Origin of the sequence: Luteibacter anthropi, from assembly GCF_023699965.1 — a bacterium.
Lineage (GTDB): Bacteria > Pseudomonadota > Gammaproteobacteria > Xanthomonadales > Rhodanobacteraceae > Luteibacter > Luteibacter anthropi.
Genome location: NZ_CP077072.1, coordinates 345,015 through 370,528, shown reverse-complemented (window position 1 = coordinate 370,528; position 25,514 = coordinate 345,015). Strand labels below are relative to the sequence as shown.

At 65.3% G+C, this 25,514-nt stretch carries 24 protein-coding genes; 9 read left to right on the top strand and 15 right to left on the bottom strand.

The features are described from left to right. The first annotated feature begins 79 nt into the window (after nucleotides 1-79). On the top strand, nucleotides 80-2,407 hold the full coding sequence (mrcB, locus tag KR767_RS01680; RefSeq protein WP_166952682.1) for a penicillin-binding protein 1B: 2,328 nt from the start codon (nucleotides 80-82) through the stop codon (nucleotides 2,405-2,407). A 3-nt stretch (nucleotides 2,408-2,410) separates the two neighbouring features. Then, nucleotides 2,411-2,923, top strand: a complete 513-nt coding sequence (locus tag KR767_RS01675; RefSeq protein WP_250877912.1) for a tetratricopeptide repeat protein — start codon at nucleotides 2,411-2,413, stop codon at nucleotides 2,921-2,923. 166 nt (nucleotides 2,924-3,089) lie between these two features. Here the strand turns inward: KR767_RS01675 and hemE are convergent, their stop codons facing one another. The 4 genes from hemE to KR767_RS01655 form a co-directional block, all read right to left on the bottom strand. Further along, nucleotides 3,090-4,166 carry a uroporphyrinogen decarboxylase gene (gene hemE, locus KR767_RS01670; protein WP_250877911.1) on the bottom strand — a complete coding sequence of 359 codons (1,077 nt, stop codon included), beginning with the start codon at nucleotides 4,164-4,166 and terminating at the stop codon, nucleotides 3,090-3,092. Then, on the bottom strand, nucleotides 4,163-4,420 hold the full coding sequence (locus KR767_RS01665) for a WGR domain-containing protein (RefSeq protein ID WP_166952691.1): 258 nt from the start codon (nucleotides 4,418-4,420) through the stop codon (nucleotides 4,163-4,165). Before KR767_RS01665 ends, hemE begins: the two co-directional genes overlap by 4 nt. 66 nt (nucleotides 4,421-4,486) lie before the next feature. Next, complete coding sequence (gene aroB, locus KR767_RS01660; RefSeq protein ID WP_250877910.1) at nucleotides 4,487-5,554, bottom strand: 3-dehydroquinate synthase; 1,068 nt, start codon at nucleotides 5,552-5,554, stop codon at nucleotides 4,487-4,489. Further along, complete coding sequence (locus KR767_RS01655; protein WP_250877909.1) at nucleotides 5,554-6,084, bottom strand: shikimate kinase; 531 nt, start codon at nucleotides 6,082-6,084, stop codon at nucleotides 5,554-5,556. The genes aroB and KR767_RS01655 overlap by 1 nt, the downstream gene beginning before the upstream one ends. Before the next feature lie 7 nt (nucleotides 6,085-6,091). On the opposite strand from KR767_RS01655, the gene KR767_RS01650 reads away from it, so the two are divergent. After that, complete coding sequence (locus tag KR767_RS01650; protein ID WP_250877908.1) at nucleotides 6,092-6,946, top strand: NAD-dependent epimerase/dehydratase family protein; 855 nt, start codon at nucleotides 6,092-6,094, stop codon at nucleotides 6,944-6,946. 149 nt (nucleotides 6,947-7,095) lie between these two features. Here the strand turns inward: KR767_RS01650 and KR767_RS01645 are convergent, their stop codons facing one another. Continuing rightward, nucleotides 7,096-7,905: a kinase gene (locus KR767_RS01645; protein WP_250877907.1), complete on the bottom strand. Its 810-nt coding sequence runs from the start codon at nucleotides 7,903-7,905 to the stop codon at nucleotides 7,096-7,098. Nucleotides 7,906-7,928: 23 nt separating this feature from the next. Between KR767_RS01645 and pdxH the strand changes: the two genes are divergently transcribed. Continuing rightward, on the top strand, nucleotides 7,929-8,516 hold the full coding sequence (gene pdxH / locus KR767_RS01640) for a pyridoxamine 5'-phosphate oxidase (RefSeq protein ID WP_250877906.1): 588 nt from the start codon (nucleotides 7,929-7,931) through the stop codon (nucleotides 8,514-8,516). Between the two features lie 9 nt (nucleotides 8,517-8,525). On the opposite strand, the gene KR767_RS01635 is transcribed toward pdxH, so the two are convergent. The 5 genes from KR767_RS01635 to KR767_RS01615 form a co-directional block, all read right to left on the bottom strand. Continuing rightward, the gene (locus KR767_RS01635; RefSeq protein WP_250877905.1) at nucleotides 8,526-9,230 is read right to left on the bottom strand and encodes an arginyltransferase; all 705 of its coding nucleotides are present in this window, start codon (nucleotides 9,228-9,230) and stop codon (nucleotides 8,526-8,528) included. 62 nt (nucleotides 9,231-9,292) lie between these two features. Then, complete coding sequence (locus tag KR767_RS01630) at nucleotides 9,293-11,179, bottom strand: GAF domain-containing protein (protein WP_425602762.1); 1,887 nt, start codon at nucleotides 11,177-11,179, stop codon at nucleotides 9,293-9,295. Continuing rightward, a complete protein-coding gene (locus tag KR767_RS01625; protein ID WP_250877903.1) occupies nucleotides 11,163-11,780 on the bottom strand; it encodes a biliverdin-producing heme oxygenase in 618 nt (205 codons plus the stop codon). Before KR767_RS01625 ends, KR767_RS01630 begins: the two co-directional genes overlap by 17 nt. Next, nucleotides 11,781-12,173: a DUF2007 domain-containing protein gene (locus tag KR767_RS01620; RefSeq protein WP_250877902.1), complete on the bottom strand. Its 393-nt coding sequence runs from the start codon at nucleotides 12,171-12,173 to the stop codon at nucleotides 11,781-11,783. 35 nt (nucleotides 12,174-12,208) lie between these two features. Continuing rightward, nucleotides 12,209-13,459: an alkaline phosphatase family protein gene (locus KR767_RS01615; RefSeq protein WP_250877901.1), complete on the bottom strand. Its 1,251-nt coding sequence runs from the start codon at nucleotides 13,457-13,459 to the stop codon at nucleotides 12,209-12,211. Between the two features lie 54 nt (nucleotides 13,460-13,513). Here KR767_RS01615 and KR767_RS01610 point away from each other — a divergent pair, with 54 nt between their 5' ends. After that, on the top strand, nucleotides 13,514-13,921 hold the full coding sequence (locus tag KR767_RS01610) for a hypothetical protein (RefSeq protein ID WP_166952720.1): 408 nt from the start codon (nucleotides 13,514-13,516) through the stop codon (nucleotides 13,919-13,921). A gap of 90 nt (nucleotides 13,922-14,011) precedes the next feature. Then, the gene (hutU, locus tag KR767_RS01605) at nucleotides 14,012-15,685 is read left to right on the top strand and encodes a urocanate hydratase (RefSeq protein ID WP_250877900.1); all 1,674 of its coding nucleotides are present in this window, start codon (nucleotides 14,012-14,014) and stop codon (nucleotides 15,683-15,685) included. Nucleotides 15,686-15,784: 99 nt separating this feature from the next. Here hutU and msrA read toward each other — a convergent pair whose 3' ends face one another. Further along, nucleotides 15,785-16,453: a peptide-methionine (S)-S-oxide reductase MsrA gene (gene msrA, locus KR767_RS01600; RefSeq protein WP_250877899.1), complete on the bottom strand. Its 669-nt coding sequence runs from the start codon at nucleotides 16,451-16,453 to the stop codon at nucleotides 15,785-15,787. 261 nt (nucleotides 16,454-16,714) lie between these two features. On the opposite strand from msrA, the gene KR767_RS01595 reads away from it, so the two are divergent. After that, nucleotides 16,715-17,932, top strand: coding sequence for a cyclic di-GMP phosphodiesterase (locus KR767_RS01595; protein ID WP_250877898.1), 1,218 nt, complete (start codon nucleotides 16,715-16,717; stop codon nucleotides 17,930-17,932). Continuing rightward, a complete protein-coding gene (locus KR767_RS01590) occupies nucleotides 17,929-19,179 on the top strand; it encodes a putative bifunctional diguanylate cyclase/phosphodiesterase (protein ID WP_166952732.1) in 1,251 nt (416 codons plus the stop codon). The genes KR767_RS01595 and KR767_RS01590 overlap by 4 nt, the downstream gene beginning before the upstream one ends. 200 nt (nucleotides 19,180-19,379) lie before the next feature. Here KR767_RS01590 and coaE read toward each other — a convergent pair whose 3' ends face one another. Both coaE and KR767_RS01580 read right to left on the bottom strand, forming a co-directional pair. After that, entirely contained in the window at nucleotides 19,380-19,988 is a 609-nt protein-coding gene (gene coaE, locus KR767_RS01585) for a dephospho-CoA kinase (RefSeq protein ID WP_166952735.1), read from the bottom strand. Continuing rightward, entirely contained in the window at nucleotides 19,985-20,854 is an 870-nt protein-coding gene (locus KR767_RS01580; RefSeq protein WP_250877897.1) for a prepilin peptidase, read from the bottom strand. Before KR767_RS01580 ends, coaE begins: the two co-directional genes overlap by 4 nt. Before the next feature lie 204 nt (nucleotides 20,855-21,058). Here KR767_RS01580 and KR767_RS01575 point away from each other — a divergent pair, with 204 nt between their 5' ends. Beyond that, nucleotides 21,059-22,423, top strand: coding sequence for a hypothetical protein (locus KR767_RS01575; protein WP_250877896.1), 1,365 nt, complete (start codon nucleotides 21,059-21,061; stop codon nucleotides 22,421-22,423). On the opposite strand, the gene KR767_RS01570 is transcribed toward KR767_RS01575, so the two are convergent. Then, nucleotides 22,328-23,593 (bottom strand): type II secretion system F family protein, encoded by a 1,266-nt coding sequence (locus KR767_RS01570; protein ID WP_250877895.1) that lies wholly within the window; start codon nucleotides 23,591-23,593, stop codon nucleotides 22,328-22,330. The two genes, KR767_RS01575 and KR767_RS01570, sit on opposite strands and share 96 nt — an antisense overlap. Nucleotides 23,594-23,726: 133 nt before the next feature. Then, the gene (gene pilB, locus KR767_RS01565; protein ID WP_250877894.1) at nucleotides 23,727-25,460 is read right to left on the bottom strand and encodes a type IV-A pilus assembly ATPase PilB; all 1,734 of its coding nucleotides are present in this window, start codon (nucleotides 25,458-25,460) and stop codon (nucleotides 23,727-23,729) included. Nucleotides 25,461-25,514: the final 54 nt, after the last annotated feature.

Sequence of the window (25,514 nt, the reverse complement as noted above, 5' to 3'; positions counted from 1 at the left end):
CCAGCATCCGTTCAGATGGGCGCCGGGGGTATGCCCCTATGATCCCCACTCATACCTACTTCCCCAGGACCTCCCCGCGTTGGCTTTCCTGACTCGTCTCGGTTCCTTCCTGCGTACGGCGTGGCCCTGGCTGCGCATCCCGTTCTGGCTCGTGATGGGCCTGCTGTTCGGCTTCCTGCTGCCCTATACGCTGATCCTGAATTCGCGTCTGCAGGAGCGCTTCAACGATCTCGTCTTCGCGGTGCCCACGCGCGTCTACGCGCGCCCGCTGCTGCTGGAGCCGGGCCGGGCGATGACGCCGACCACCCTGGAACTGGAGCTGACCTTCGCCGGCTACACGCCAGAGGGCAACGGCAAGGTGCAGGGCAGCTATTCGAAGAACGGCGCCCGCTTCATCATCGCGTCGCGCGGTTACTCGGGCCCCGATGGCGGCGAGCTGCCGCACCGTATCCGCGTCGTGCTGGGCAACGGCACGGTGGCCTCGCTGGTGGACGACACCAACGACAAGCCGATCAAGTCGATCCATCTCGATCCGGCGCGTATCGCCACCTTCTACGGCGCGGCGCAGGAAGAGCGCCGCATCGTTCGCCTCGACAACGTGCCGCCCCTGCTCGTGCAGGGTTTGCAGGCCGTCGAGGACCGTGACTTCAAGAACCACATCGGCCTGGATTTCTCGGCCATCGCCCGCGCGTCCTTCGCCAACCTGCGCGCAGGACATACGGTGCAGGGCGGCTCCACCCTCACCCAGCAGCTGGTTCGCAACCTGTTCCTCGATCGCAGCCAGAACATGCTGCGCAAGGTGAACGAGGCGATCCTCTCGCTGCTGATGGAGGCGCATTACTCCAAGGGACGCATCCTCGAAGCCTATGTGAACGAGGTCTTCCTTGGTCAGCAGGGCAACCAGGCCGTGCATGGTTTCGCGGCAGGTGCGGAGTTCTTCTTCGGCCGTCGCATGGAAGACCTGCGTCCGCAGGAAATCGCACTGCTCGTGGGCCTTGTGAAGGGCCCCAGCTATTACGATCCGCGTCGCTATCCGGACCGGGCCCTGTCGCGCCGCAACCTCGTGCTGCAGCAGTTCCACGACACCGGCCTGCTCGACGACGCACAGCTGAAGACGGCACAGGCCTCGCCGCTGGGTATCGCGGCCAATGCGCAGCTGCCGCACAACCGTTTCCCTGCATTCATGCAGTTGGTGCGTGCGCAGATCACGGCCGACTTCGACGAAGCCGCATTGCGCGACGGCAGCCTCAGCATCTTCACGACGCTCGACCCCGCCGCCCAGCTTTATACGGAGCAGGCGATCCTCACCACGGTGAAGGGCCTCGGCAAGCGTGGCGAAGAGGCGCAGGCCGCCGCCGTGGTTACCGACACCAGCAATGGCAGCGTGCTGGCGATGGTCGGCTCGCGCGATCCGGGCGAGCAGGGCTTCAACCGTGCGCTCGATGCGCGTCGCTCCATCGGTTCGCTGGTGAAGCCGCTGGTGTATCTCGTGGCGCTGTCGCAGCCGTCGAAGTGGTCGCTCGCGTCCATTGTCGATGACGAACCGGTCAACATGATGCAGCCCGACGGCACGCCATGGACACCGAAGAACGACGACCGGCAGATCCACGGCCAGGTGCCGATGCTCGACGCCCTCGTGCATTCGTGGAACCTGGCGACGGTGAACCTCGGCATGCAGGTGGGCGTGGCACGCATCAAGGGCTTCCTCGAATCCTTCGGCCTGGAGAACGTCAACCCCAGCCCGTCGCTGTTGCTGGGCGCCATCGACCTGTCACCGTTCCAGGTAGCGCAGCTTTATGAATTCATCGCTTCGGACGGACACGCCTTGCCGCTGGTGGCGGTACGCGGCGTGGTCGATGCGAAGGGCCAGACGATCAAGCGCTACGAGGTGAAGGGTGGCGAAGGCGAATACCAGGCACCTACGCGACTCATCAAGTGGGCGATGCAGCAGGTGGTCAACGGCGGCACGGCCTCGGCCATCGGTAACTCGGCGCTCGGCGTGTTGCATGCGGCGGGCAAGACGGGCACCAGCGACAGCCAGCGCGACAGCTGGTTCGCGGGTTTCACCGGCCAGCACCTGGCCATCGTCTGGATGGGCCGCGACGACAACAAGCCCACCCGCCTGTACGGCGCCACGGGCAGCATGCGCGTGTGGCAGGAGCTTTTTCGCAAGCTGCCGACGCGTCCGCTGTCCACGGACCTGGGCGACGGGCTGGAAATGGCCTGGGTGAATCCGCAGACGGGCAAGCGTACCGATCCGTCCTGCCAGGGCGCCCGGCAGTTCCCGTTCGTGGCCGGTTACGTGCCGGAAAGCGAGGAGGGCTGTTTCTGGCAGCAATTCAAGGGTATGTTCGGCGGCGGCGACGCGGAACCCGCGCCGGCCGTTCCCAGTAATCCTACGGATTGACCCATGTATCGCCTTCGTATCTGCGCCATTGTCACCGTCGCGCTCGTCGCCGCCTGCAGCCAGCCTGCGCCGCCGCAGGCCACCCGTCCCAGCAAGCCCAACTACGACATCGTCGCCCAGATCCGCGCGGCGGGTGAGCGCGAGAAGTCGGCGATCGAAGTCGCGCCGCTGCGCGATCCGGGCGTGCAGGGCCTTGAACAATCGGCCCTCGCCGATGAGCGTGCGGGCAAGTACGACGATGCCGACACCAAGCTGGTGCAGGCCCTGAAGATGGCGCCGGAAGCCCCGGAGCTCATCCAGGACCGCGCGGAAGTCGCCGTGCGCAAGCAGGACTACGCCACCGCCGAGAAGCTGGCGAAGCAGTCCTTCGAAATGGGCCCGAAGTCGGGCAGCCTTTGCGCGCGCAACTGGCAGACGGTGTACGAAATGCGCCTGCAGGCCGACGACCAGGCCGGTGCAACGACCGCGCATGGCGAACTGGCCAAGTGCCACATCGCAGGCCCCAACCGCTTCTGATCGCATCGCAGGAGCGCGCCTCGCGCGCTAGCGATACCCCTGTAGGAGCGCGCCTTGCGCGCTAGCGATACGCCTGTAGGAGCGCGCCTTGCGCGCGACCGGATATGCGACACCCTGCAAAGGTCTTCGCCATATCCGGTCGCGCGCAAGGCGCGCTCCTACGGTGTCAGTTGTTGTTCCGGATTTTCCGGCCGTGCTCGTGCACGGTATCCACCAGCACCTTCACGTTGTCCGGATCCACTTCCGGCGTGATGCCGTGGCCCAGGTTGAACACGTGGCCCGGGTGGTTGCCGAAGGCATCCAGCACGGCGCGTGCCTCGCGCATCACGATCTCCGGCGACGCACGCAGCACGGCCGGATCGAGGTTGCCCTGTAGCGCCACGCGCTCACCGATGCGGCGGCGCGCCTCGCCGATGTCGATGGTCCAGTCCAGGCCCACGCCCGTGCAGCCGGTGTCGGCGATGGCTTCCAGATGCCCGTTGGCACCCTTGGAAAACAGGATCACCGGCAGTTCGCGTGCCACGGCGTCGGCCTTCAGCGCATCGACCACCTGCGCCATGTAGCGCAGCGAGAACTCGCGGAACGGCACCGGGCCGAGCAAACCGCCCCAGGTGTCGAACACCATCAGCGCCTGCGCGCCGGCATGTGCCTGCGCGATGAGGTAGGCGGACACCGAGCGGGCGATCACGTCGAGCAGGCGATGGGCGAGGGCGGGTTCGTTCCACGCCATGGCCTTCACCCGAGCGAAATCACGCGAGCCCTGGCCTTCGACCATGTAGCAGGCGAGTGTCCACGGGCTGCCCGAGAAACCGATGAGTGGCACGCGGCCGTGCAGCTCCTTGCGGATCAGGCGAACGGCATCCATCACGTAGCGCAGGGCGCCATCCATGTCGGGCACGGTCAGCCGCTCAATGGCGGCCGCGTCGCGCACCGGATGCGCGAACTGCGGACCCTCACCCTGCGCGAACGAGAGGCCGAGACCCATCGCATCGGGAATGGTGAGGATGTCGGAAAACAGGATCGCCGCATCGAGCTCGAAACGCTCCAGCGGCTGGAGCGTGACTTCGCAGGCATATTCCGGATGCGTGGCCAAGCCCATGAAGCTGCCGGCCTTCGTGCGAGTGGCGCGGTATTCCGGCAGGTAGCGGCCTGCCTGGCGCATCACCCAGACCGGCGTGGTGTCGGTAGGTTCGCGACGCAGCGCGCGAAGGAAACGATCGTTGCGGAGGATGTCGGTGGTCACGGTGCCGACTCCTGGCCCTGGCTGAACATCACTTTCAGGCCCTTCTTCAGTTGTGCGTCACGGGCACGGACGAAGGCCACGAGGGCCTTGTCGTACTCCAGGTAGACATCGCGCTTGAGCGAGGCCTTGCCGCCCTGCACGCCGCTTTCGCGGTAGAGGGTCCAGCCGCCGAACAGGTCCTGTTCGAGCGAGATCTGGACATACCGGGGTGCTTCCGCTCCCGGTTCAGGCAAGGTTTGCAGGTAGATCCGCATCGGATGATCCGAACAGCGCATGGCCGGCCATTGTAGGCGCTCCCCCTGGGGGGCGCACGCCGTGCGTCATTGCAGCACGGCGAGCACATCGGCGTCGGGTACGCCGGAAACGATCTCGGCCTTGCCGATGCCTCGCCAGAGGATGAGCCGCAGCGTGCCGGCGGTGTTTTTCTTGTCCAGGCGCATCAGGTCGAGCAGGCGGCTGGCCGTATGCACTTTCGACGGCTCCACGGGCAGGCCCAGGCGTGTAAGCAGGGCGACGAGTCGCTGGGTGTCTTCCGCGGGCGCCATGCCGAGGCTGGCGGACAATCGCGCCGCCAGCACCATGCCAATGGCGACGCCTTCGCCGTGCAGGATCTCGCTGTAGTTGCCGGCGGTTTCCAGCGCATGGCCGAAGGTGTGACCGAGATTGAGCAGGGCGCGTTCGCCCTGTTCGGTTTCGTCACGGGCGACCACGCCGGCCTTGTAGCGACACTTGCGGGCGATGGCCTCCACCAGCACGGCGGCCTCGCGTCGCGCGAGTGCGTCGGCGTTGGTTTCCAGCCATTCGAAGAAGGGCAGGTCGCCGATGGCGGCGCCCTTCACCACCTCGGCCACGCCGGCCAGGTATTCGCGCTGTGGCAGTGTGGCGAGCAGGCTGGTATCGGCTACCACCGCGCGCGGCTGGTGGAAGGCACCGGCAAGGTTCTTGCCCACCGGCAGGTTGACGCCGGTCTTGCCGCCCACCGACGAATCGACCATGGCCAGCAGCGTGGTCGGCACCTGGATGAAATCGATACCACGCATCCAGCAGGCCGCCGCGAAGCCGGCCAAATCGCCCACCACGCCACCGCCCAGGGCGATGACGCAGGCATCGCGGGTCGCACCCAGCGCACCCAGTGCGTCGAGTACCCGGCCCACGTTGGCGAAGGTCTTGTGCGTTTCGCCGTCGTCGAGCAGGAAGGACGACCAGTGCAGTCCTTCCAGGCCGCGTGCCAGCGCATCGAGATAAAGCGGTGCCACGGTGGTATTGCTGACCACGAGCACATGACGACCGCGGATGCGTTCGCGCCAGCGGGCGCTGTCGGCGAGCAGGCCGGGGCCGATCCAGACGGGGTAGCTGCGCCCGGCAAGGGCGACGTCGACGGTATCCATCAGCGGCGTTTCCAGTGGCGTTCGAGGAGGGCCACGGCGCGCGGGGCGGCGTCTTCGACGCTTTCGTGGCGGCCGTGGAAGATCAGGTCCGCGATTTCCTCGTAGAGGTAATTGCGTGCATCGGCCAGGGCTTCCAGCCGACCGCGACGATCGGCGCCGGCGATCATCGGACGGGCCGTGTCGTGTTGCAGGCGGTCGAGCTGTTCGTCGACTTCCACGCCGAGCATCAGCACGGTGCCGCGGGCCATCAGGTGTTCGCGGTTGCCGGGATCGAGCACGGCGCCGGCACCGGTGGCGAGTACGATGCCGTCGCGACGGCTAAACTCGTCGAGGTGCGCGCTCTCGCGCGACCGGAAACCGGCCTCGCCTTCGCGTTCGAAGATCGTCGCCACCGTGGCGCCGTAACGCGATTCGATTTCCACATCGAGGTCGACGAACGGCAAACCGTAATGCGCCGCGAGGCGCTGTCCGATCGTCGTCTTGCCGGCCCCCGTGGGGCCTATCAGGAAGAGGTTGGGCGAAGGATTCATTGCTCCCATGCTAGCAACAAGGCCGTCCTCCGGATATGAAACGATCCTCGTCGCGGGGGCGGGCGATATCGGTCTGCGCGCGGCGCGCCAGCTTGCCCTGCGCGGGCATCGCGTCTATGCCATGCGCCGGCGGCCAGTGCCGCTGGCCGGCGATCCGGTGACCTGGCTGAGTGGCGACCTGACCGACCCTGCGACATTGCGCCGCCTGCCGGTGGTGGATGCGGTGATCTTCGCCCCCGCGCCGGATGGGCGCGACGAAGCACTTTACCGGGCGCTGTTCGTGGACGGACTGCGTAACCTCCTGAAGGCACTGCCAGACCCGCCCCGGCGCACGGTGTTCGTGTCGTCCTCGGCGGTGTATGGCGCACAGGGCGAGGGCTGGGTCGACGAGGACACGCCTCCCGATCCGCCCGGCTTCAACGGTCGCGTGTTGCTGGAGGCCGAGCAGTGGCTGGCGGCGCAAGGCATTGGTGGCGTGGCGGTGCGCTTCGCCGGGCTCTACGGACCGGGGCGTACGCAGCTGCTGGATCGCCTGCGCGAGGGCAAGGTCGTGGTACCGCGAGGGCAAGAGGTGTTTGCCAACCGCATCCATGTGGACGATGCGGCGGCCTCTCTGGTGCATGTGCTGACGCTGGACAAGCCGGCCTCGCTTTACGTCGGCGTGGACGACACGCCGCTGCCGATCGACGTGTTGTACGACCATCTGGCCGACCTGCTGGGCGTGCCGCATCCGGCCGACGGGCCCGGCCCGGCGGGTGTCGGTAGCAAGCGGCTGTCGAACGCACGGTTGCGGCAGAGCGGCTTCTACTGCCGCTGGCCGGATTCCCGCGAAGGCTACACATCGCTGCTCCCGCCCCTGTAGGAGCGCGCCTTGCGCGCGACCGGTTATCGCGATATCGCACGATTCGGCCCCGTCGGTCGCGCGCAAGCACGCTCCTACAACGCTATGTTGCTACCGGAGGGGGGAGTCGACCGTGCCGGGGATCCGCCGGTCGCGCGCAAGGCGCGCTCCTACAGGGCGGGGTGGCGTTTGTGGTCGAGGGGGATGCACCAGTCGGCGTTTGCGCCCAGCGTGGCCAGGGCGTGCCGGCTCAGTCGCTCGTAGTGCTGGAGGAAGCGTGCCAGTGCCGCTTCGTCCATCGCACGTGGCTCGCCACGCTCGCGCAGGGGCCGTTCGGCCTCGTCGCGCCAGCCCGCCACGACATCCCAGGACGGCGCCTGCAACACCACCAGCGCATCCAGCTGGTGCCAGATGGATGCGTAGCGGGTCAGCTGGCCGTTCACCCAGCGCCGCCAGCGACAGTCGGCATCCTCGTCGCGCTCCAGCGCATTGATGGGGCGATCCAGGGCGGATTCCGTTTCCGGCCCGACCCCGAGGCACCAGCCTTCCAGCACCACCAGTCGCGGCGCCCCGGCGACCGTGGGCCACAGGTGGGCGTCGTAGCGGTCATCGTGACCCTTGTCGAATCGCGGTACGGCAATCGGGTTTTCAGGCGACGCCTTCGCCAGTGCATCCAGCGTGGTACCGAGCAGGGACAGGTCGTGGGTGCCGGGCACGCCACGCGTGCGCAGCAGGGGATGCACGTCGCGGCCCAGCGCGTCGCGTTCGGCGTGGGTCAGGTAGACGTCGTCCAGGGACAGCGCCACGGCACCCCAGCCACGATGCCCGGCCTCCGTGACGAGGGCGGCGGCGAGGGTGCTCTTGCCGCTGCCCTGCAGGCCGGAAACACCGAGCACGAAAGGCCGACGCGACGGCTCGATCCCCGCGACGAAACGTCCAAGGACGGCCTGGGCCAGCGTGCTAGCATCGGGGGCTTCCATGGCCTGAAGCATAGCCCACCGTCATGCTCACTCCCGAGATCCTCGATACCTTCCGTGGCCTGCTCGACGAAGCCAGGGCCAGCGGCGACCGCGAGCCCACGGCGATGAACCTCGCCACCGTCGACGGCAGTGGCCGTGTGCATTCGCGCATTGTCCTGCTCAAGGCCATCGATGAGCTGGGCCTGCGTTTCTTTACCAACTACGAAAGCGCCAAGGCCGGCGAGATCGCCGAACACAAGCAGGTCGCCCTCTGTTTCCACTGGAAGCAGATCCGCGAAGGCATCCAGGTGCGTTTCGAAGGCCGCGCGTCGAAGGTCGGCGATGCCGAGTCCGATGCCTACTTTGCCAGCCGCCCCCGTGGCAGCCAGATCGGTGCCTGGGCTTCGAAGCAGAGCCAGGAACTGCCCGACCGGCAGACCTTCGAAGAGCGCGTGGCCCACTTTGAGAAGGAATTCGCCGGCCGAGACGTGACGCGTCCGCCGCACTGGGGCGGCTACCTCGTGGAACCGGATCGCATCGAGTTCTGGTACGGCGCCACCTTCCGCCTGCACGAACGCATCGTGCATACCGACCACGGTACAAGCTGGACAAGCCGCCTGCTTTATCCGTAAGAGGCCCGGTCAGCCCGGCATGGGTATCCAGCGACCATGCCGGCGCACTTCCAGCGCGTTGAAGCGGCGCTTGTAGTCCATCTTCGGGTGCCCGGCGATCCAGAAGCCCAGATACACATACGGAATGCCGCGCCGCCGCGCCAGCGCCACCTGCTGGAGGATGCCGAAGGTGCCCAGGCTGCGCGCGGCTTCGTCCGGGTCGTAAAACGTATAGACGGCCGAAAGCCCGGCCAGCAGCACGTCAGTGACAGCCACACCGAGCAGACGGTTGTCCTTGCGAAATTCGAGGAACAGCGTGGGACTCCACGGCGCGCTCAGGAAGCGCTGGAAGTCTTCGGCATCCGCCGCGTCCATGCCACCGCCGCTATGCCGCGCATGCAGGTAGCGCTCGTAAAGCGCGTGCCGTTCGGCGTTGTAGCCGGGCATCGACTCCGCCACCGTCAGGTCTGCATTGCGTTTCAGGCCGCGGCGCTGGGTACGGTCGGGCTCGAAACGCTCGACGTCGATACGGCAGGGCACGCAGGCCTGGCAGGAGACACACTGCGGCAGATAGAGATGGCCGCCCGCGCGACGAAACCCCTTGGACAGTGCGGGACCGTAGAGCCGGTCAAGGTGAGGTGCCCCCGGATCGACCACGAGATTTTGCGCCGTCCGCTCGGCGTAATACCCGCAGGTATGCGGCAGGGTCTGGAACAGGCGGACGCGGTCGGTCATGCCCCCATGTTATAGCGCCGCCCGCCCCACATTTGTAGGAGCGCGCCTTGCGCGCGACCGGTCTAGCCCAAGGGATGATGCACCGACATCCAATGGGTAATTCCCCCATTGCGATCAGCCACGGCCTCCAGCTCGACCTGCCCCGGCACCAGCGTCTCGTCGTCCCGCCGCAGGCTGATATCGACGCGTACCGCCGCGCGGGCATCCAGCGACTGCGCCAGCGCTTCGGTATCTCCGCCCAGCAAGGCCGACATGGGCAATCCCGCCACGGCTTCCGCCATGCGTCCCGTGAGACGGCTATAGGCGGCGTTGACGAAAACCACGATGCATTCACGCCAGTCCGCACTGGACGCATCGGTGATGACTACCGCATCGGGAAGGCGTCCCAGCGAGGCACGAAGCAGGGCAAAGCTCTGCTGGTAGTGTTTGCGCTCCATCATCTCGATGAGCACGCGCAGGCCGCGCGCGGAATCCAGGTGCTGGCGCGACCAGGGGCGGGAGCGGCCCCGCACGGTTTCCTGCCAGGACGCGAAACTCTGCCGTGGCGACAGGCGGGCGCCTGGGATGTTCTCCAGCTTTGCCAGCGCGGGATTGCCCGCCCAGCGTACATGGCGCACCTGTTCCGTACGCGTCCAGATCACCGCATTGTGTGCGTCGACCTGGAGCGGCATGAAGATGATGCCGGCCGCGAGCCCCGTGACCTCGGCGGCGGCAAGCTCCGGATAACGGCGACCGATCTCGTCGGTGTTGAGCACGCCGGCAATGCCATCCTCGCCCGAGGGCTGGCCAGTACCCACGAAATCGCGGATGCGCAGCAGGGTGGCTTCATCAGGAAGGATGCCGTGACGCATGACGCGATTGCCAGCAAACACAGCCACGCCGTCGGCATCGACCACCTCGAGCAGTTCGGGCGCGAGCGAGGCGAGCAGGTCAGGATCGATCTGCTCGCTTTCGTTGAAGGCGGTGATCAGCTTCTCGCGGACCGTGAGCAGGGTGCTTTCGACATCGATCTTTTCCAGCTCCTCGATGGCCGACACGCGCGTGGCGAACGCACGCGCCACGCCATCGGCCACTTCGCGCATCTGGTGGTCCGCGAAGAACGGGCTGTAGTGGTGGCAGGAAATCAGGCCCCAAAGCCGGCCACTGGTGATGATGGAGGCGACCAGCGTGCCGGTGACGCCCATGTACCCGAGGTATTCCAGGTGCACGGGAGAGACGCTGCGCAGCGACACGTCGGAGAGGTCGGTGGCGTCGCCGGTCTTCGGATCGGCCGCCGGCAGGATGCGTGACGGCATGTACTTGCAGTCGCTGATCTGGCGCACGCGATTGCGCAGGTAGAGTGCGCGCGCCTGCACGGGAATGTCGGTGGCGGGGTAGTGCAGGCCGAGATAGGCCTCCAGGTCGTCGCGTCGCGCCTCGGCCACCACCTCGCCGTGCCAGTCATGGTCGAAACGATAGACCATCACGCGGTCGTAGCCGAGCACGTTGCGGATGACACGCGCCACACGGGCCGCGGCGCGTTCCACGTTGGGATCGTTTTCGAGCTTGCGGGCAAGATCGTAGGCGACCCGGATCGGGTCGTCCTCGAAGTAGGCCTCGCGCGGTTCGATCTCGATCATCCAGCGCGTGTCGTACGCATGCACGGCGGCATGCCAGGTGCCATCCGTGCGGCCATGCGGGAAGAACACCGGCACCCACGCGCTATGAGCGGGGCGCTCGTCGTCATCGAACAGGCCCAGCGGCAGGGTGAGCACGTCGTCGAGCGGTGCCCCTTTCAGGGCGTCGTTTTCAACGCCCAGCAGTTCGTTGGCGTTTTCACTGGCCTGGAGGATCTCATGCGTGGCGGCGTCCACGACCAGCAGGACACCATGGGGCTGGATCGAACCGGGAATATGGATGGGTTCGCGGTCGCAGGCGGTGAGGTCGGGCAACTCAGACATGAGCGACAGCATCCTGGAGGGTCTGTTGAAAGCGCGCGAACATGGAGCGGGCGCCCGTCAGGGCGTCGTGTCGCGCGTCATCGTCGGGCAGGGCGGCATCCAGTACGGACTGGAAGCGGCGCCAGTCGGTGGGCGAGGTTTCGCCCATCGCGTAGAAGTGGTGCGGGTGCGAGGGAAGCATCGCATGCAGGTGTTTCACGATGACGCGAGCACCCAGTGAAGAGCCTTCGATGACATAAAGCTCCCCCCAGCACACGGCATCACTGCAGGAGCGCGCCTCGCCCCAGCCGGCGGTGTCGCTGTAGGAGCGCGCCTTGCGCGCGACCGGTCGCGCGCAAGGCGCGCTCCTACAGAGGTCGGCTTCGAGGGAGGTGACCCTGGATGCGTAGCCCCACTGTTCCCGGATCGACAGCAACCACTCACCACGCCCGGTTTCCCATGCGCGGAACAACTCCAGCTTTGCACCGAGTACCGCTTCGTAGGCTGACTCATCCAACGCCTCCCCCATCAACCACCGCATACCTGCCGTGGCCTCGGCCGCCTCATGGGCGTCGCGGGTCTGTTCGCGCAGGAATCGGTGGGCGGGCGTGGCTGCGGCGACGCCGTGCATTCAGAGAACCTGGGTGGCCTTCAGCACCACGACCAGCATGACGCTGGCGACGATGGCCAGCACCATGAGGCGTACCCGTGCGGCCGTGCGCTGCGCCGGCGGCCGGTAATCCGGCCTGCGGTGAAGCTGGAGTTCTTCCTGGAAGCGCACGACCGGCTCGATGCCGATGTCCTTCAGCAAGGCGCGGGCACGCGGGAAATCATCCGCATGCTTGACCCATACCTGCGGCCACGACTCGCGGTCGTCCTGGCGCTGCGAATAGCTGAAACGCTGGTAGCTGGGGCGTTTCCAGTTCGACCGGTTCGTGACCGTGGTTTCGATCTCGTGCTCGCCGAGAAGGGCCACGATCCGGTCGATGTTTTCCTGGCGGGGAGAGGTATAGATCTGGCGCATGCCCGGGATTCTACGGGATTGCGCCAGATCGCGGGTCAGCGGGTCAGCAGACCCTTCACTTCGTCGAGATGGCCGTCGTTCGGCAGCGGCGGCTGGCCGAGCAGGTGCATCACGAGCGGGTATACGTCGATGTTCTGGAACGGAGCCACGGTCGCCCCCTGGCGGAAGCCGGGGCCGCGGCCGATGAAGAGCGCGCGCATGGTGGGATCGAGGTTGTCGTAGCCGTGTTCGCCCAGCGACATCGGGTCGGTGCGTTTTGCCAGGGCGTCGTGACTGATGATGGCCCAGCCGGTGTCGGCGAGGCAGAGAATGGCCGGCACACGGCGATGGGTGCCGTAGTTCAGGCGCTTGGGCAGGTCTTCACGGCGATAGCAGTGCATATGCTCGTGCGGACCCAGCAGGCGCGCGATGGCCTGGGAGGCGTCGTGGCCCGGCTTCGGGTTGAAAGTGGCCATCACGCCGTAGGACACCGCATCGAGGGCATCCAGGTCGGTTGCTTCGTCGGCGAACACCGTATTGCCCTTGGGCACCGGCGCCATGCCGTGGTCGGACACCACGATGATGTTCATGGTGTCGTAGAGGCCGCGACGACGCAGCTCGGCCACCAGGTGGCCCATCGCATCGTCCACTTCGCGCAGGGCGTCGTTCACCTCCGGCGAATCCGGACCGTGCTCGTGACCGGCGTGATCCACCGTGTCGAAGTAGAGCGTATCGAAGACAGGCTTCGGACCCGGCTCGTCGATCCACGACAGCAGCTTGTCCACGCGCTGGCGCGAGGTCAGCCGGCCGTCGTAGGGAATCCAGTGGTCGGGACGCACGTTGTGGATGGCCGCCTCGGTGCCCGGCCAGAACATCGTGGCCGTGCGCAGGCCGCGCTTCTGCAAGGTGACCCAGATCGGCTCGGCATCGGCCCACCAGCGACCGTCGCTGGTGGCGGCAGGCAGCGACAGGCTGAATTTCCCCAGCGCCGGATCGACCATCGTGTTGTTCACGATGCCATGGTGGTCGGGCACCAGGCCCGTGACGATCGTGTAGTGGTTCGGGAAGGTGAGCGAGGGAAACGACGGGAACATGTACGCCGGACGGGCGCCTTCCGCCGCGAGCTGCGCCAGATGGGGCGTGAGACCGCGATCCATGTAGTCGGGCCGGAATGCGTCGATCGAAATCAGCAACACCGGGGCGGGGGAGGATGCGGCGGGCCTGGCGGGCTGCGTGGAGCAGCCGGCCAGCACCACCACGAGCAGCGCGATGGCAACGCGCCACGAGGTGGGCAACGTGACGTTCATGGGGGCAGACGTAGGCTCTGGTTTCGTAACAACCGCCTATTTTGGACCACGAGCATGACTAATTCATCACGCAAGAAACTGTTGCTGGCGTGCCTGGTGCTCCTCCCGGCCGCTGCCATGGCCCAGTCGCAGCAGCAGTCCAACGTCCCCGCCAGGGCCGCCGCGCCCGCACCGAGGCCGGCCCCCCAGCCGCCGAGTCAGGCACAGCACGACTGGCAGCGGGCTGCGGACCGTGGCGCGATCCAGAGCCAGCAGCGTCAGGCCGACCTGCAGAACCAGCTGCGCCAGAACAGCATGAACCAGCAGATCAATGGCACCACGGATCCGAACCAGCGCAACCAGCTGCAAAATGCCTCGCGCGCGCAGCAGCAGCTCGATCAGTCGCGCCAGGATGACGCTGCACGGCGCTATCAGGAGCAGCACCCCACCCAGCCGCCGCCGGCAGGTAGCAGCGGCCACTGACCAAGCCGCTGATCATTGCTGCATCGCGTATGGCGAGGCGCGGAGTGGCGCGACCATAATCGGGGCTTCCCCAGGATCATGGAGCCCCCGATGACGGCCGTGACGCGCATCGACACCACCCGCACCATCCGCGCCCCGCGCGGCACGGAACTGACCTGCAAGAGCTGGCTCACCGAGGCGCCGTTCCGCATGTTGCAGAACAACCTCGATCCCGAAGTCGCCGAGAATCCGGCCGAACTCGTGGTCTACGGCGGCATCGGTCGCGCGGCCCGCAACTGGGAATGCTTCGACGCCATCCTGCGCGCCCTGCGCGAACTGGGCGACGACCAGACGCTGCTGGTGCAGTCCGGCAAGCCGGTCGGGGTGTTTCCGTCGCACCCGGATGCACCGCGGGTGCTCATCGCCAACTCCAACCTCGTGCCGGCCTGGTCGAACTGGGAGCACTTCAACGAGCTCGATCGCAAGGGCCTCATGATGTACGGCCAGATGACGGCCGGCTCGTGGATCTACATCGGCTCGCAGGGCATCGTGCAGGGCACCTACGAGACCTTCGTGGAAATGGGCCGCCAGCACTACGGCGGCAACCTGGCCGGCCGCTGGATCCTCACCGCCGGCCTGGGCGGCATGGGCGGCGCGCAACCGCTGGCGGCCAGCCTCGCCGGTGCCTCGTCGCTTACCATCGAATGCCAGCAGAGCCGCATCGATTTCCGCCTGAAGACCCGCTACGTGGACGAGCAGGCCACCGATCTCGACGATGCGCTGGCGCGCATGGATCGCTACGCGAAGGAAGGCCGCGCCGTCTCCGTGGCCCTGCTGGGCAACGCGGCCGACGTGCTACCCGAGCTGGTGCGCCGTGGCGTGCGTCCCGATGCCGTCACCGACCAGACCAGCGCGCACGATCCCGTCAACGGCTACCTGCCGTCGGGCTGGACGGTCGAGGAATGGCTGGAGCGTCGCAAGAGCGATCCGACCGGCACGGCCCGCGAGGCCAAGCGCTCGATGCGCCGTCACGTGGAGGCCATGCTGGCCTTCCATACCCAGGGCGTGCCCACCTTCGACTACGGCAACAACATCCGCCAGATGGCCAAGGACGAGGGGCTGGGCGAGGCCTTCGCCTTCCCGGGTTTCGTGCCCGCCTTCGTACGCCCGCTTTTCTGCCGGGGCGTGGGTCCGTTCCGCTGGGTGGCGCTCTCGGGCGACCCGGAGGACATCTACAAGACCGACGCCAAGGTGAAGGAGCTGATCCCCGACGATCCGCACCTGCACCGCTGGCTGGACATGGCCCGTGAGCGAATCAGCTTCCAGGGCCTGCCGGCGCGTATCTGCTGGGTCGGACTGGGCCAGCGCCACCGCCTGGGCCTGGCCTTCAATGAGATGGTTCGTAAGGGTGAGCTGAAAGCGCCGGTCGTGATCGGCCGCGATCACCTGGACTCGGGCTCGGTCGCGAGCCCCAATCGCGAGACCGAGGCCATGCGTGACGGCAGCGATGCCGTGAGCGACTGGCCGCTGCTCAACGCCATGCTCAACGTGGCCGGTGGCGCCACCTGGGTCAGCCTGCACCATGGCGGCGGCGTGGGCATGGGTTACAGCCAGCACAGCGGCGTGGTCATCGTCTGCGACGGTAGCGAGGCTGCCGACAAGCGCATCGCCCGCGTGCTCTGGAACGACCCCGGCACCGGTGTGATGCGGCATGCGGATGCGGGCTACCCGGAAGCCATTGCCTGCGCGAAGGAGCAGGGCCTGAACCTCCCGATGCTGGGATGAACACCCCCCTGTAGGAGCGCGCCTCGCGCGCGACCGGTGCGGAGCCGAATATGCTCGCTCCGCACCGGTCGCGCGCGAGGCGCGCTCCTACAATCGGGGTTACCGGCCGTTGGCCCACTGGGCCACGTACATCTGCGGGTAGATGCGCTCCAGCGCCAGCACCTTCGGCCGGTCGTTGATCGCGATGTAGATGGCATCCGGGTTCAGCCGCATATAGTCCTGGTGCTCGCCCTCGGCCAGGTAGAAACCCTTCAGCGGTGCCACCTGGGTCACGATCGGCCGTGCAAAGGCATGCGCTGCCGTGAGCTGGGCGATGTATGCATCGGCCACCGTCTTCTGCTCGGGTGTCGCATAGAAGATCGCCGACCGGTATTGTGTGCCGGAGTCGGGCCCCTGCCGGTTGAGCAGGGTGGGGTCCTGGACCACCGAGAAGAACACCTGCAGCAACTGGCCGTAACTGACCTGCGCGGGGTCGTAGACGACCCGCACGGATTCGGCGTGGCCGGTGTCGCCCTCGCTCACATCGTCGTAGTTGGCGTGCCTGGCGTCGCCGCCCGAGTAACCGGTGCGGACGCTCTTCACGCCCTTGACGTGCTGGAAGACGCCTTCCACGCCCCAGAAGCAGCCGCCGGCAAAAACGGCGCTGGCTTCGCCCGTGGCAGGGGCGGTGTCCTGTGCCGGGGGAGGGAGCCGAAGGCCGTCTTCCCGCGCCGAGGCGCTGGAGCAGGCGGCAAGAGCGAGGACGAGGACGGAAAGTGCGCGGACCATGAATCTCTCCTTCGGACAGTGGCTTACCGCAGCAGACCGGATAGTCGTCGTTTTCCTGACAAGCTGGCGTCTTCAGTTCGCGGGGAACTGGCCGATAAGCCTCCGGTCAACCGTAGGTAGTCTGTCATGGCGCAATTTCGGCATTCTGTTCAGCTGGCATTGACGCCGGCCAGACGGTGGCACGACCATGCGGCGCGCCATGCCGGGGCCGTCGCCCGATGGCTGGCGTGCTGGCAGGTAGATCCAAAGGAGCAGTAGCAAGTGGCGTACGATCTGGTGGAGAGGCGTGTCTTCGTGTCCGACCTGGAAGTCGGCATGTTTGTCAGCCGTCTCGATTGCGAGTGGTCCGACACGCCGTTCCCGTGGCAGGGCGTGCCGATCACGTCACGCGAGGACATCGAGAAGCTCAGCCGGTTCTGCAAGTTCGTCTTCGTGGACATGCAGCGACGGGTGATGCCTGCGCGCGTCGTCACCAGCACGGCCCCGCGCCCGGCGCTGAATACCCGTCTCATCTCGCAGTGCACCTATACCGACACCGCGACGGCGGCGGAAGAACTGCCGCACGCGGCCGCGGCCTTCGAGCGGATCAATACCTTCGCCGGGAAACTGCTGGCCGACGTGCAATCCGGCCGCACCTTCGACGCGGCGGAACTCAGCGCCTGCGTGGCTCCCATGGTGGCCAGCCTGCTGCGCTGTCCGGATGCCTTCCTCTGGGTGGAAAGCCTGCGTCGCTACGACAGCTACACCTACCGCCACGCCGTGGGCTGCGCCAGCCTGGCGGCGGTGTTCGGCCGGCACATGGGCATCGAGCAGGAGGCGATCGTCAGCCTGGCGGCCGGCGGCCTGCTGCTGGACGTGGGCAAGTCGCGCTGGCCCGATGACCTGCTTCATCGCGAAGGCCCCCTGAGCGAACCGGAGTGGGCGATCGCCCGCCGGCATGTCGACGACGGCCTGCGGATCCTCGACGGCTCCGGCGTCACCGACAACGAAATCCGCGACATGGTGCTCACGCACCATGAACGCTTCGACGGGAGCGGCTATCCTCATGGACTGGCGGGCACCGCCATTCCACTGGCCGGTCGCATCGCAGCCATCGTGGACACCTATCATGCGATGTCCACGCCGCGCCCCTACCGGGCGGCGGTGTCACAACATAATGCGATCCGGCAGATCTACGCCGGTCGCGACCGTGAGTTCCAGGGGGAGCTCGTGGAACAATTCCAGGCCTGCGTCGGTGTCTATCCCACAGGCTCGTTGGTGGAACTCAACACCGGAGAGGTCGCCGTGGTGACGATGCAGAACCAGACCAGACGGCTGCAGCCGCATGTGGCGGTACTCACCCGGACCGACAAGCAGAAGCTCGATCGCCCGGTCATCGTCGACCTGCTCAGCCAGGACGGAGGCGTCCGCCGCGAAATCCAGCGGACGCTGGCGCCGGGGAGTCATGGCGTCGAGCCGAGGGAGTCCCTGGCCTCATGAGCGAGCGTAGCCACATCCTGCCCGCCGTGCAGGTGATACTGGATCGGGCGTTGCCCGAGACCGGCCTGTGTGCGGTGCTGGTCGTGCGCATGAAGGGCATGCGCGAAATGCAGTTGCGCTTCGGCTATGGCTTCGGCAACGAGATCATGCTGGCGGCCCGCGAACGCATCGTCGATGCGCTGCGCCATATCGACAAGGTATTCGTCGCCGGCGACGACAACTTCGTGATCGTGCTGCCTGCCGTGCGCAACCGCACCCATGCCATGCTTGCCGCCACTCGCATCGTGGGGGCTTTTGACACGCCGCTGCCGCACCCGGAGCGCCCCTGGCATGGCCGCGTGGTCATCGGCGTGGCCATGCACCCGGACCACGGAAACTCCGCCGAATGGCTCTACCGCCGCGCGGAGATGGCGCACGATGACGCGGTTCGCCTGGGCGAGCCTTTCGCCATCTACGAACCGGACGTAACGCCGGTGGAAATCCTCTACGGCGAGTTGCGCGAGGACATCGAAAGCAACCGCCTGCACGTGGCCTTCCAGCCCCTGCGTGACCTGCGCAGCGGCGACATGGTGCGGGTGGAATCACTGGCCCGCTGGAGCACGCCGATGCACGGCGATGTTGCGCCGGGCGACTTCATTCCCTTCGCCGAGCGCAGCGACCTGATCGTGCCGCTCACGCGCTGGAGCCTCAATGCGTCGCTCAGGCATGTCGCGGCATTGCACCGGGGCCGGTGTCCGCTCGACGTGGCGATCAATCTCTCGCCGAAGGTGTTCGTGGAGCACGGCTTTGCCGAGCACATCCTGAGTGCACTGGAAATATGGGGTGTGCCGGCGGAATCCGCGATCGTGGAAATTACCGAAACCGCCCTGCTCACCGATCTCGACATGAGCGTGCGCGGCCTGCGTCGCCTGCGTGATCGCGGTGTGCGGGTAGCCATCGACGATTTCGGGACGGGCTATGCCTCGTTCGCCTATCTGCGCCATTTTCCTGCGACCGAGCTGAAGATCGACCGCTCCTTCGTCAGTGCCATGACCAGCGACGTACGTACCGAGCAGCTTGTACGCGCGATGGTCGAGGTGGCCCATCGCCTGGGCATGGAAGCGGTGGCCGAAGGCGTGGAAAACGAGGAAACCCTGCTGCGCCTGGTAGAGATGGACTGCGACGTCGTCCAGGGCTATCACATCGGCCGCCCGATGCCGGCCGACGAATTCGTCGCCGAGCGCCTGGCGGCATCTTCGATGGTGTAACCCCATCCGTGGTGAGTGCATGGGGCAACAAGACCCCGTCGTTCCAGCGAACGCTGGAACCCAGCGCCCCGGTTCACCAGCAAACACCGCCACGCCTCATCGGCTCGTGCGTAGAAAGCCCTGGCGCGAAAACCCGCTGCACCGTACTGGATCCGAAGCTTTCACAGGGATGACGTGAAGATATTCTGCACCGCGGGATTCTACCGATGGGTGGACAGCTCGATGTAGTGCTCATGCAGCACTTCGACCCGTTTCGCCAGTGTGGCCTCGTCGCCATCGTTGACAATGACATCGTCGGCAATGGCCAGACGTTCCTCGCGGGACGCCTGTGCCGCGATCATCTTCTCTGCCAGCGTCTCATCGATGCCGTCACGTTTGACTAGGCGTTCGATACGAAGGCCTTCGGGAGCATCCACCACCAGCACCCGGTTCACCCACGCATAGTGCGCATGGTTTTCCACCAGCAGGGGAATGGAAAGGACGCAGTAAAGTCCGTCACTGGCCTCGACCGCATCGCGCAGCCACTGGCGGATGCGCGGATGGAGAATGCCTTCGAGCGTGGTCCGGGCCGAGGGATCAGTGAAAATGTGCTGGCGCATGGAGGCACGGTCCAGGCGACCCTCGGCGTCGAGGGCCTCAGCACCAAAAGTCCGGGCGATCTCGGTCAGCGCCTCTGCCCCTGGTTCGACGACGGCACGCGCCGCGACATCGGCATCGTAGGTGCGCACGCCGAGAGCTTCGAAGCAGCGTTCCACGGCGCTCTTGCCCGAGGCGACGCCACCGGTCAACGCAACGACGAAGCGACTCACGCGAGCCCCGACATCCGCAGGTAGGTGTCCAGCAGTCGGTCACCGACCAGCAGCCAGACCCAGCCGGCCGCTGCGATGTAGGGACCGAAGGGCATGGGCACATCGCGCCGGTGGCGGTTCAGTGCCATGAGCGTGCCGCCGACCAGTGCACCGATGAGCGAGGACAACAGGACGACGGGAAGAATGGCAGACGGCCCCATCCAGGCGCCCAGGGCGGCCAGGAGCTTGAAGTCGCCATGCCCCATGCCTTCCTTGCCCGTGAGCAGCTTGAACAGCCAGTAGACGCTCCACAGGCTGAGGTAGCCGATGAGCGCGCCGAGGATGGCCGAAGAAGGAGCGATGGGCAGGGCCTGCCAGGCGGGGATCAGTGTCAGGCCGAGCCCGAGCCAGAGCAGCGGATAGTTGAGCTCGTCTGGCAGCAATTGCGTGCGTGCGTCGATGCCGGAGAGGGCGACCAGGAAATACGTCAACAACAGCGCCGCCGCCGCACCCGGCGTAACGCCGAATCGCCAGATGATCGCCGCACTAGCAATACCCGTGAATAATTCGACCAGAGGATATTGCTTTGAAATGGGCTCACCGCAGTATCGGCAGCGACCACGCAAGATCAGCCAACCGAGCACGGGGATATTGTCCCTGGCCGCCAGAGGATGCTTGCATCTCGGACAGTGCGAACCTTCGCGGACCACGCCGGGAGGAAGTGGCTCGTCCAGAGCCTTCAGGGAAAGGACTTCCCTTGCCTCGCGCCGCCATCGGGCTTCCATGCGCGGGGGTATTCGCAGGATCACCACATTGAGGAAGCTGCCGACCAGGAGGCCGAAAACCCCGGTAAGAATGATCCATGTTGTCAGGGACAGGTCAGGCATTGCGGTTGCATGTCAGTAAGAGAGGCTTCCATCGTAGCTGCTGCGCTTGGACTAGACACGGTGTTAGCATGCAGGTCGCAATGGATTGGGGGAAATTCAGTGGTGTACAGGGCGACATCGTACGCTTCAGGCGCTGAGTGCAGATCGTGGCGTGGTTGGTTGCGCGCGGGATACGTACCATCCACGGTGGTGGTGTTTGCACTAATGTTTGCCGGTGTCATGTGGAAAAGCACGGGTTTCTTTTCCATTCCTGCCTTTTGGGCAGAAGATGGTGCCATTTTCTTCGCGCAGCAACTCGGGCACCTCATGCCGGTGTTCTTCACGCCGTACTCCGGCTATTTGCATACCCTCATCCGTGCAGTCGCCTGGGTGGCGATGCCCTTTCCCCTGACATTGCAACCACAAGTGTATGCGATCCTGGCGATCGTGATCGCCGCAGCCTCACTGACTTTCATCGTCAGGCGGCTCGCCCTTGTGATTCCTCCCGCGATCGTTGCCGGCTCCTTTTTGCTCAGCTGGACCAACGCTGAGGTTTATGGCTACATCACCAATATTCATTGGTTCACAGGCCTAGCCCTGGCTGTCTTTGTTCTGGTGCCCTCGGCTGACGGGCACCGGGGGGGATGGGGATGCTTTCTCGTGGCGCTGCTACTTGGCCTGACCGGCCCATTCAGCATTCTGCTGGTTCCGATCGTTCTCGTCGTGCTGGCAGTGGCTGCCAACGGCGGGAAAGCGAACAGGGCATCCTGGCTTGCCAGTGTTCGCACCTACGCGAATGCGCTGGACCGATCAGCCATGGCAGGTTCCTTCCTTGCCAGTCTTATTCAGATGGGGGTGTTGGCGGCGAGTGACGGAGGGGCCGCTCCCTATGTCCGACCCTGGGCGGATTGGATGGAGCTGTTTGCGTTCTGGCAACTGCCGATCCATTTATTCGGAGGCTTGCCTGCATTTCCTGCCCTGGTGCCGTTGTTGCTGGTTTTACTGGTCGCTGCACTCCTATTCGGTAAACGCGTCGATCATCCAACAAAACTTGCAATTCTGTTGCCGTTCGCCTTTGCCATGGCGATGTGCGTTCTGGCGATCGCAACCATTTCGTACATGCTTACGGTCAACCTGGATCACGACAGGTACTTCTTTGGGCTCAAGGCGGTCATGTGGTGGCTGATCTGGGGGGCGCTTGCGGCTAACTGGTCGCGAAGTCCCAGCTCCCTGACTGTATCAGTCATCGCTGGGATGCTGGTCTGGGCAATCGTGAACGTTGATCACCTGCGGCGTACACCTCCCTGGGACACGGGCTGGGTCGAGCAGGTGGCAGCATTGGAAAAACCGGGCACTCATCGGGTTTTCGTCGCGGAAAGCCGCCGCTGGTCGTTTGAAGTTGAGACCTTCCCTGATGGTTCGATGCGAGGCGTTTCGTCTCCGTATTGGTCCAGAACGCGCAAGCCCGTCGTCGTGGACCCTCGCGATGGTCTGTTACGTGGTACCGGCAATCTTGAAGATGGGCAGATAAAGCGAAATGACCATACCGCCGACCAGGGTGCCGAGGATCACCATGATGAAGGGTTCTAGCAAACTGCTGAGGGTATCGACAGCGTTGTTTACTTCTTCTTCGTAGAATTCGGCCACCTTGAAAAGCATCGAGTCGAGTGAGCCCGCTTCCTCGCCGATCGCTGTCATCTGCACCACCATGTTTGGAAACAGATTGGTCTGGCGCATGGCCAGCTGCAATTGGTGACCGACGGATACGTCATCGCGCATACGCAGCACGGCTTCACCGTAAACAATACTTCCGGTGGCACCCGAAACGGCCTCGAGTGCCTCAACCAGCGGCACGCCTGCCTGGAAGGTCACGCCAAGGGTCCGGGCGAAGCGGGCCAACGCCGACTGACGCAGGACAACACCGATGATCGGAATCCGCAGAGAGAGCCTATCCAGGAAATGAGCAAACTTCTGCGAGCGCTTCTTGGCCATGATGAACACGGTAATCATGCCCGCGATACTGCCGATGACAAGCCACCAATAGCTCTGCATGAATTCAGACGCTTTCACTACCACGAGTGTGGGTACAGGCAGGTCGGCACCGGCGTCCTTGAATGTCTGCTGGAACACCGGCACGACGAAGAGCAGCAGGATCATTGTTACGAGCAAGGCAACCACGAGCACCATGGCAGGGTAGAAAAGGGCCTTCTTGATCTTGCCTTTGATGGCTTCCACGCGCTCCTTGTAGGTGGCAACCGTGTCCAGAATGGTGTCCAGCACACCGGCTTGCTCACCTGCATGGACGAGGTTCCGGTAAAGCTCGTCGAATTGTATCGGGTACTGACCCAGCGCCTCGTGCAATGAGGCGCCGCCTTCGATGTTGGTTTTGACATCGGTAAGGATATTCTTGAAGCGGATATTCTTCTGGCCGCTGGCAATGATGTCGAAGGCCTGCACCATCGGTACGCCCGACGCCATCATCGTGGAGATCTGGCGGCTGAAGATCGCTACGTCGCGGGGCTTCACTGTGGAGCCCGAGGCCCCGAACAGCGGCTTGGGTTTTTCCCGCACCTGCTGGGGGTTCATACCCTGGCGGCGCAGCTCGGCCTTCACGAGGGAGGCATTCTTCGCTTGCATTTCGCCGTTCATGCGCTTGCCGCGCTTGTCCAGGGCGCTCCATTCGTACATCGCCATCTTGGCGACCTCCGCGCGGGCGGCGCCGATGGCCTTGGTGTTCTTGTTGGCGGTGGCAAATGCCATGTGGCGGAGGTCCCCGGGAATCAAACTGTTGCCGGGACCCCGTGGGGAGCCCCGTACCGTCGGATAGTCTGAACGACTTTCCGTATATTTTTCTGCCATATAGCGCACATCCTGACGCTGCCGGCCAGTCGTATCAATCCTTGGTGACGCGGTTGATCTCGGCCAGGCTGGTGACGCCGTTGCGCACCTTGAGCAAAGCCGAGGCCCGCAGGTCGTTGATGCCCGCCTTGCGCGCCACTTCGGCGATCTGCAGGGCGTTGCCCCCTTCCAGGACGATCTTCTGGATGTCCTCGACCATGGGCATGACCTGGTAGATGCCTACACGGCCCTTGTAGCCATCGTTGCAGCCATCGCAGCCGACCGGCTCGTAGACGGTCATGCCAGCATCGATGTCCTCCTGCGTGAAGCCCTCGGCAAGCAGGGCCGCTGCGGGCAGGTGGACCTCGCGTTTGCAGTCGTGCAGGCGGCGGGCCAGGCGCTGGGCGATGATCAGGGTGACCGACGAGGTGATGTTGTAGGGCGCGATGCCCATGTTCATCAGTCGCGAGATGGTCTGAGGGGCATCGTTGGTATGCAGGGTAGAGAGCACCATGTGACCGGTCTGGGCGGCCTTCACGGCGATTTCGGCTGTTTCCAGGTCGCGGATTTCGCCCACCATGATGACGTCCGGGTCCTGGCGCAGGAACGATCGCAGGGCCGCCGCGAAGGTCATGCCGCGCTTGGTGTTCTGCTGGACCTGGTTGATGCCCTCGACACGGATTTCCACGGGGTCTTCCACGGTGGAGATATTGCGCCCCTCGATGTTGAGGATGTTCAGCGCCGTGTACAGCGAGACCGTCTTGCCCGAGCCCGTGGGGCCGGTGACCAGGACCATGCCGTAGGGCTTGTCGATGGCATCGAGGTAAAGCTTCTTCTGGTGTTCTTCGTAGCCCAGCTTGTCGATGCCGAGCTTGGCCGACGAACCGTCCAGGATACGCAGCACGATCTTCTCGCCGAACAGCGTGGGCAGCGTGCTCACGCGGAAATCGATGGCCCGGGTCTTGGTCAGGTTGAGCTTGATGCGGCCGTCCTGCGGCACGCGCCTTTCCGCGATATCCAGGCCGCTCATCACCTTCAGGCGCGAGGCGATGCGATTACCCAGCTTGATCGGCGCATTGGCCACGATGCGCAGGATGCCATCCATGCGCAGGCGCACGCGGTATACGGCCTCGAACGGCTCGAAATGAATGTCCGAGGCACCGCGCTTGATCGCATCGACCAGAATCTTGTTGACGAACTTGACGACAGGCGCGTCGTCATTGGCGTTGGCGTCGATGCCGGTGGAACTGCCGTCGGCCTCGTCCTCGCCGCTTTCCAGCGAGAGTTCGTCCAGGCCGCCGCCGTCCTCGAAGCCGGGGACGTTGCTGGTCATGGTCGACAGGGCGTTGTCGATCACACGCCGCAGCTGGGCGCGCTCAACCAGTACCGGCTCCACCATATGATTGGAGTGGAACTTGATCTCGTCCAGCGCATGCGACTGCATGGGATCGGCGATGCCGACGAAAAGGCGCTTGCCCCGGCGGAACAGGGGCAGGGCCTGATGTTTGGAGATCAGTGCCTCCGTGACCAGATCCAGGGGCAGGTTGGCCGGCGTCATGGCAGACACGTCCATCAGCGGCATGCCGAATTCGGCGGAGGCCACCTGCGACAACCGGCCGCTGTCGACCAGGTTGTGGTCGACCAGCCACGACGAAAGAGACACCCGCTTGTCAGCGGCGTCCTGGACGGCCTTGCGGACGTCGGCCTCCGGCAGGACGCCTTCACTGACGAGCCGCCGAGCCATGCCCGTCAGCCCGGCGAGCATGGGTTGCTGCATGTTTGAAACCATGATGGCTTCCGTTTACCCCGAGATTCGGGGGCAATCTACTCCAGAACGTGTGAC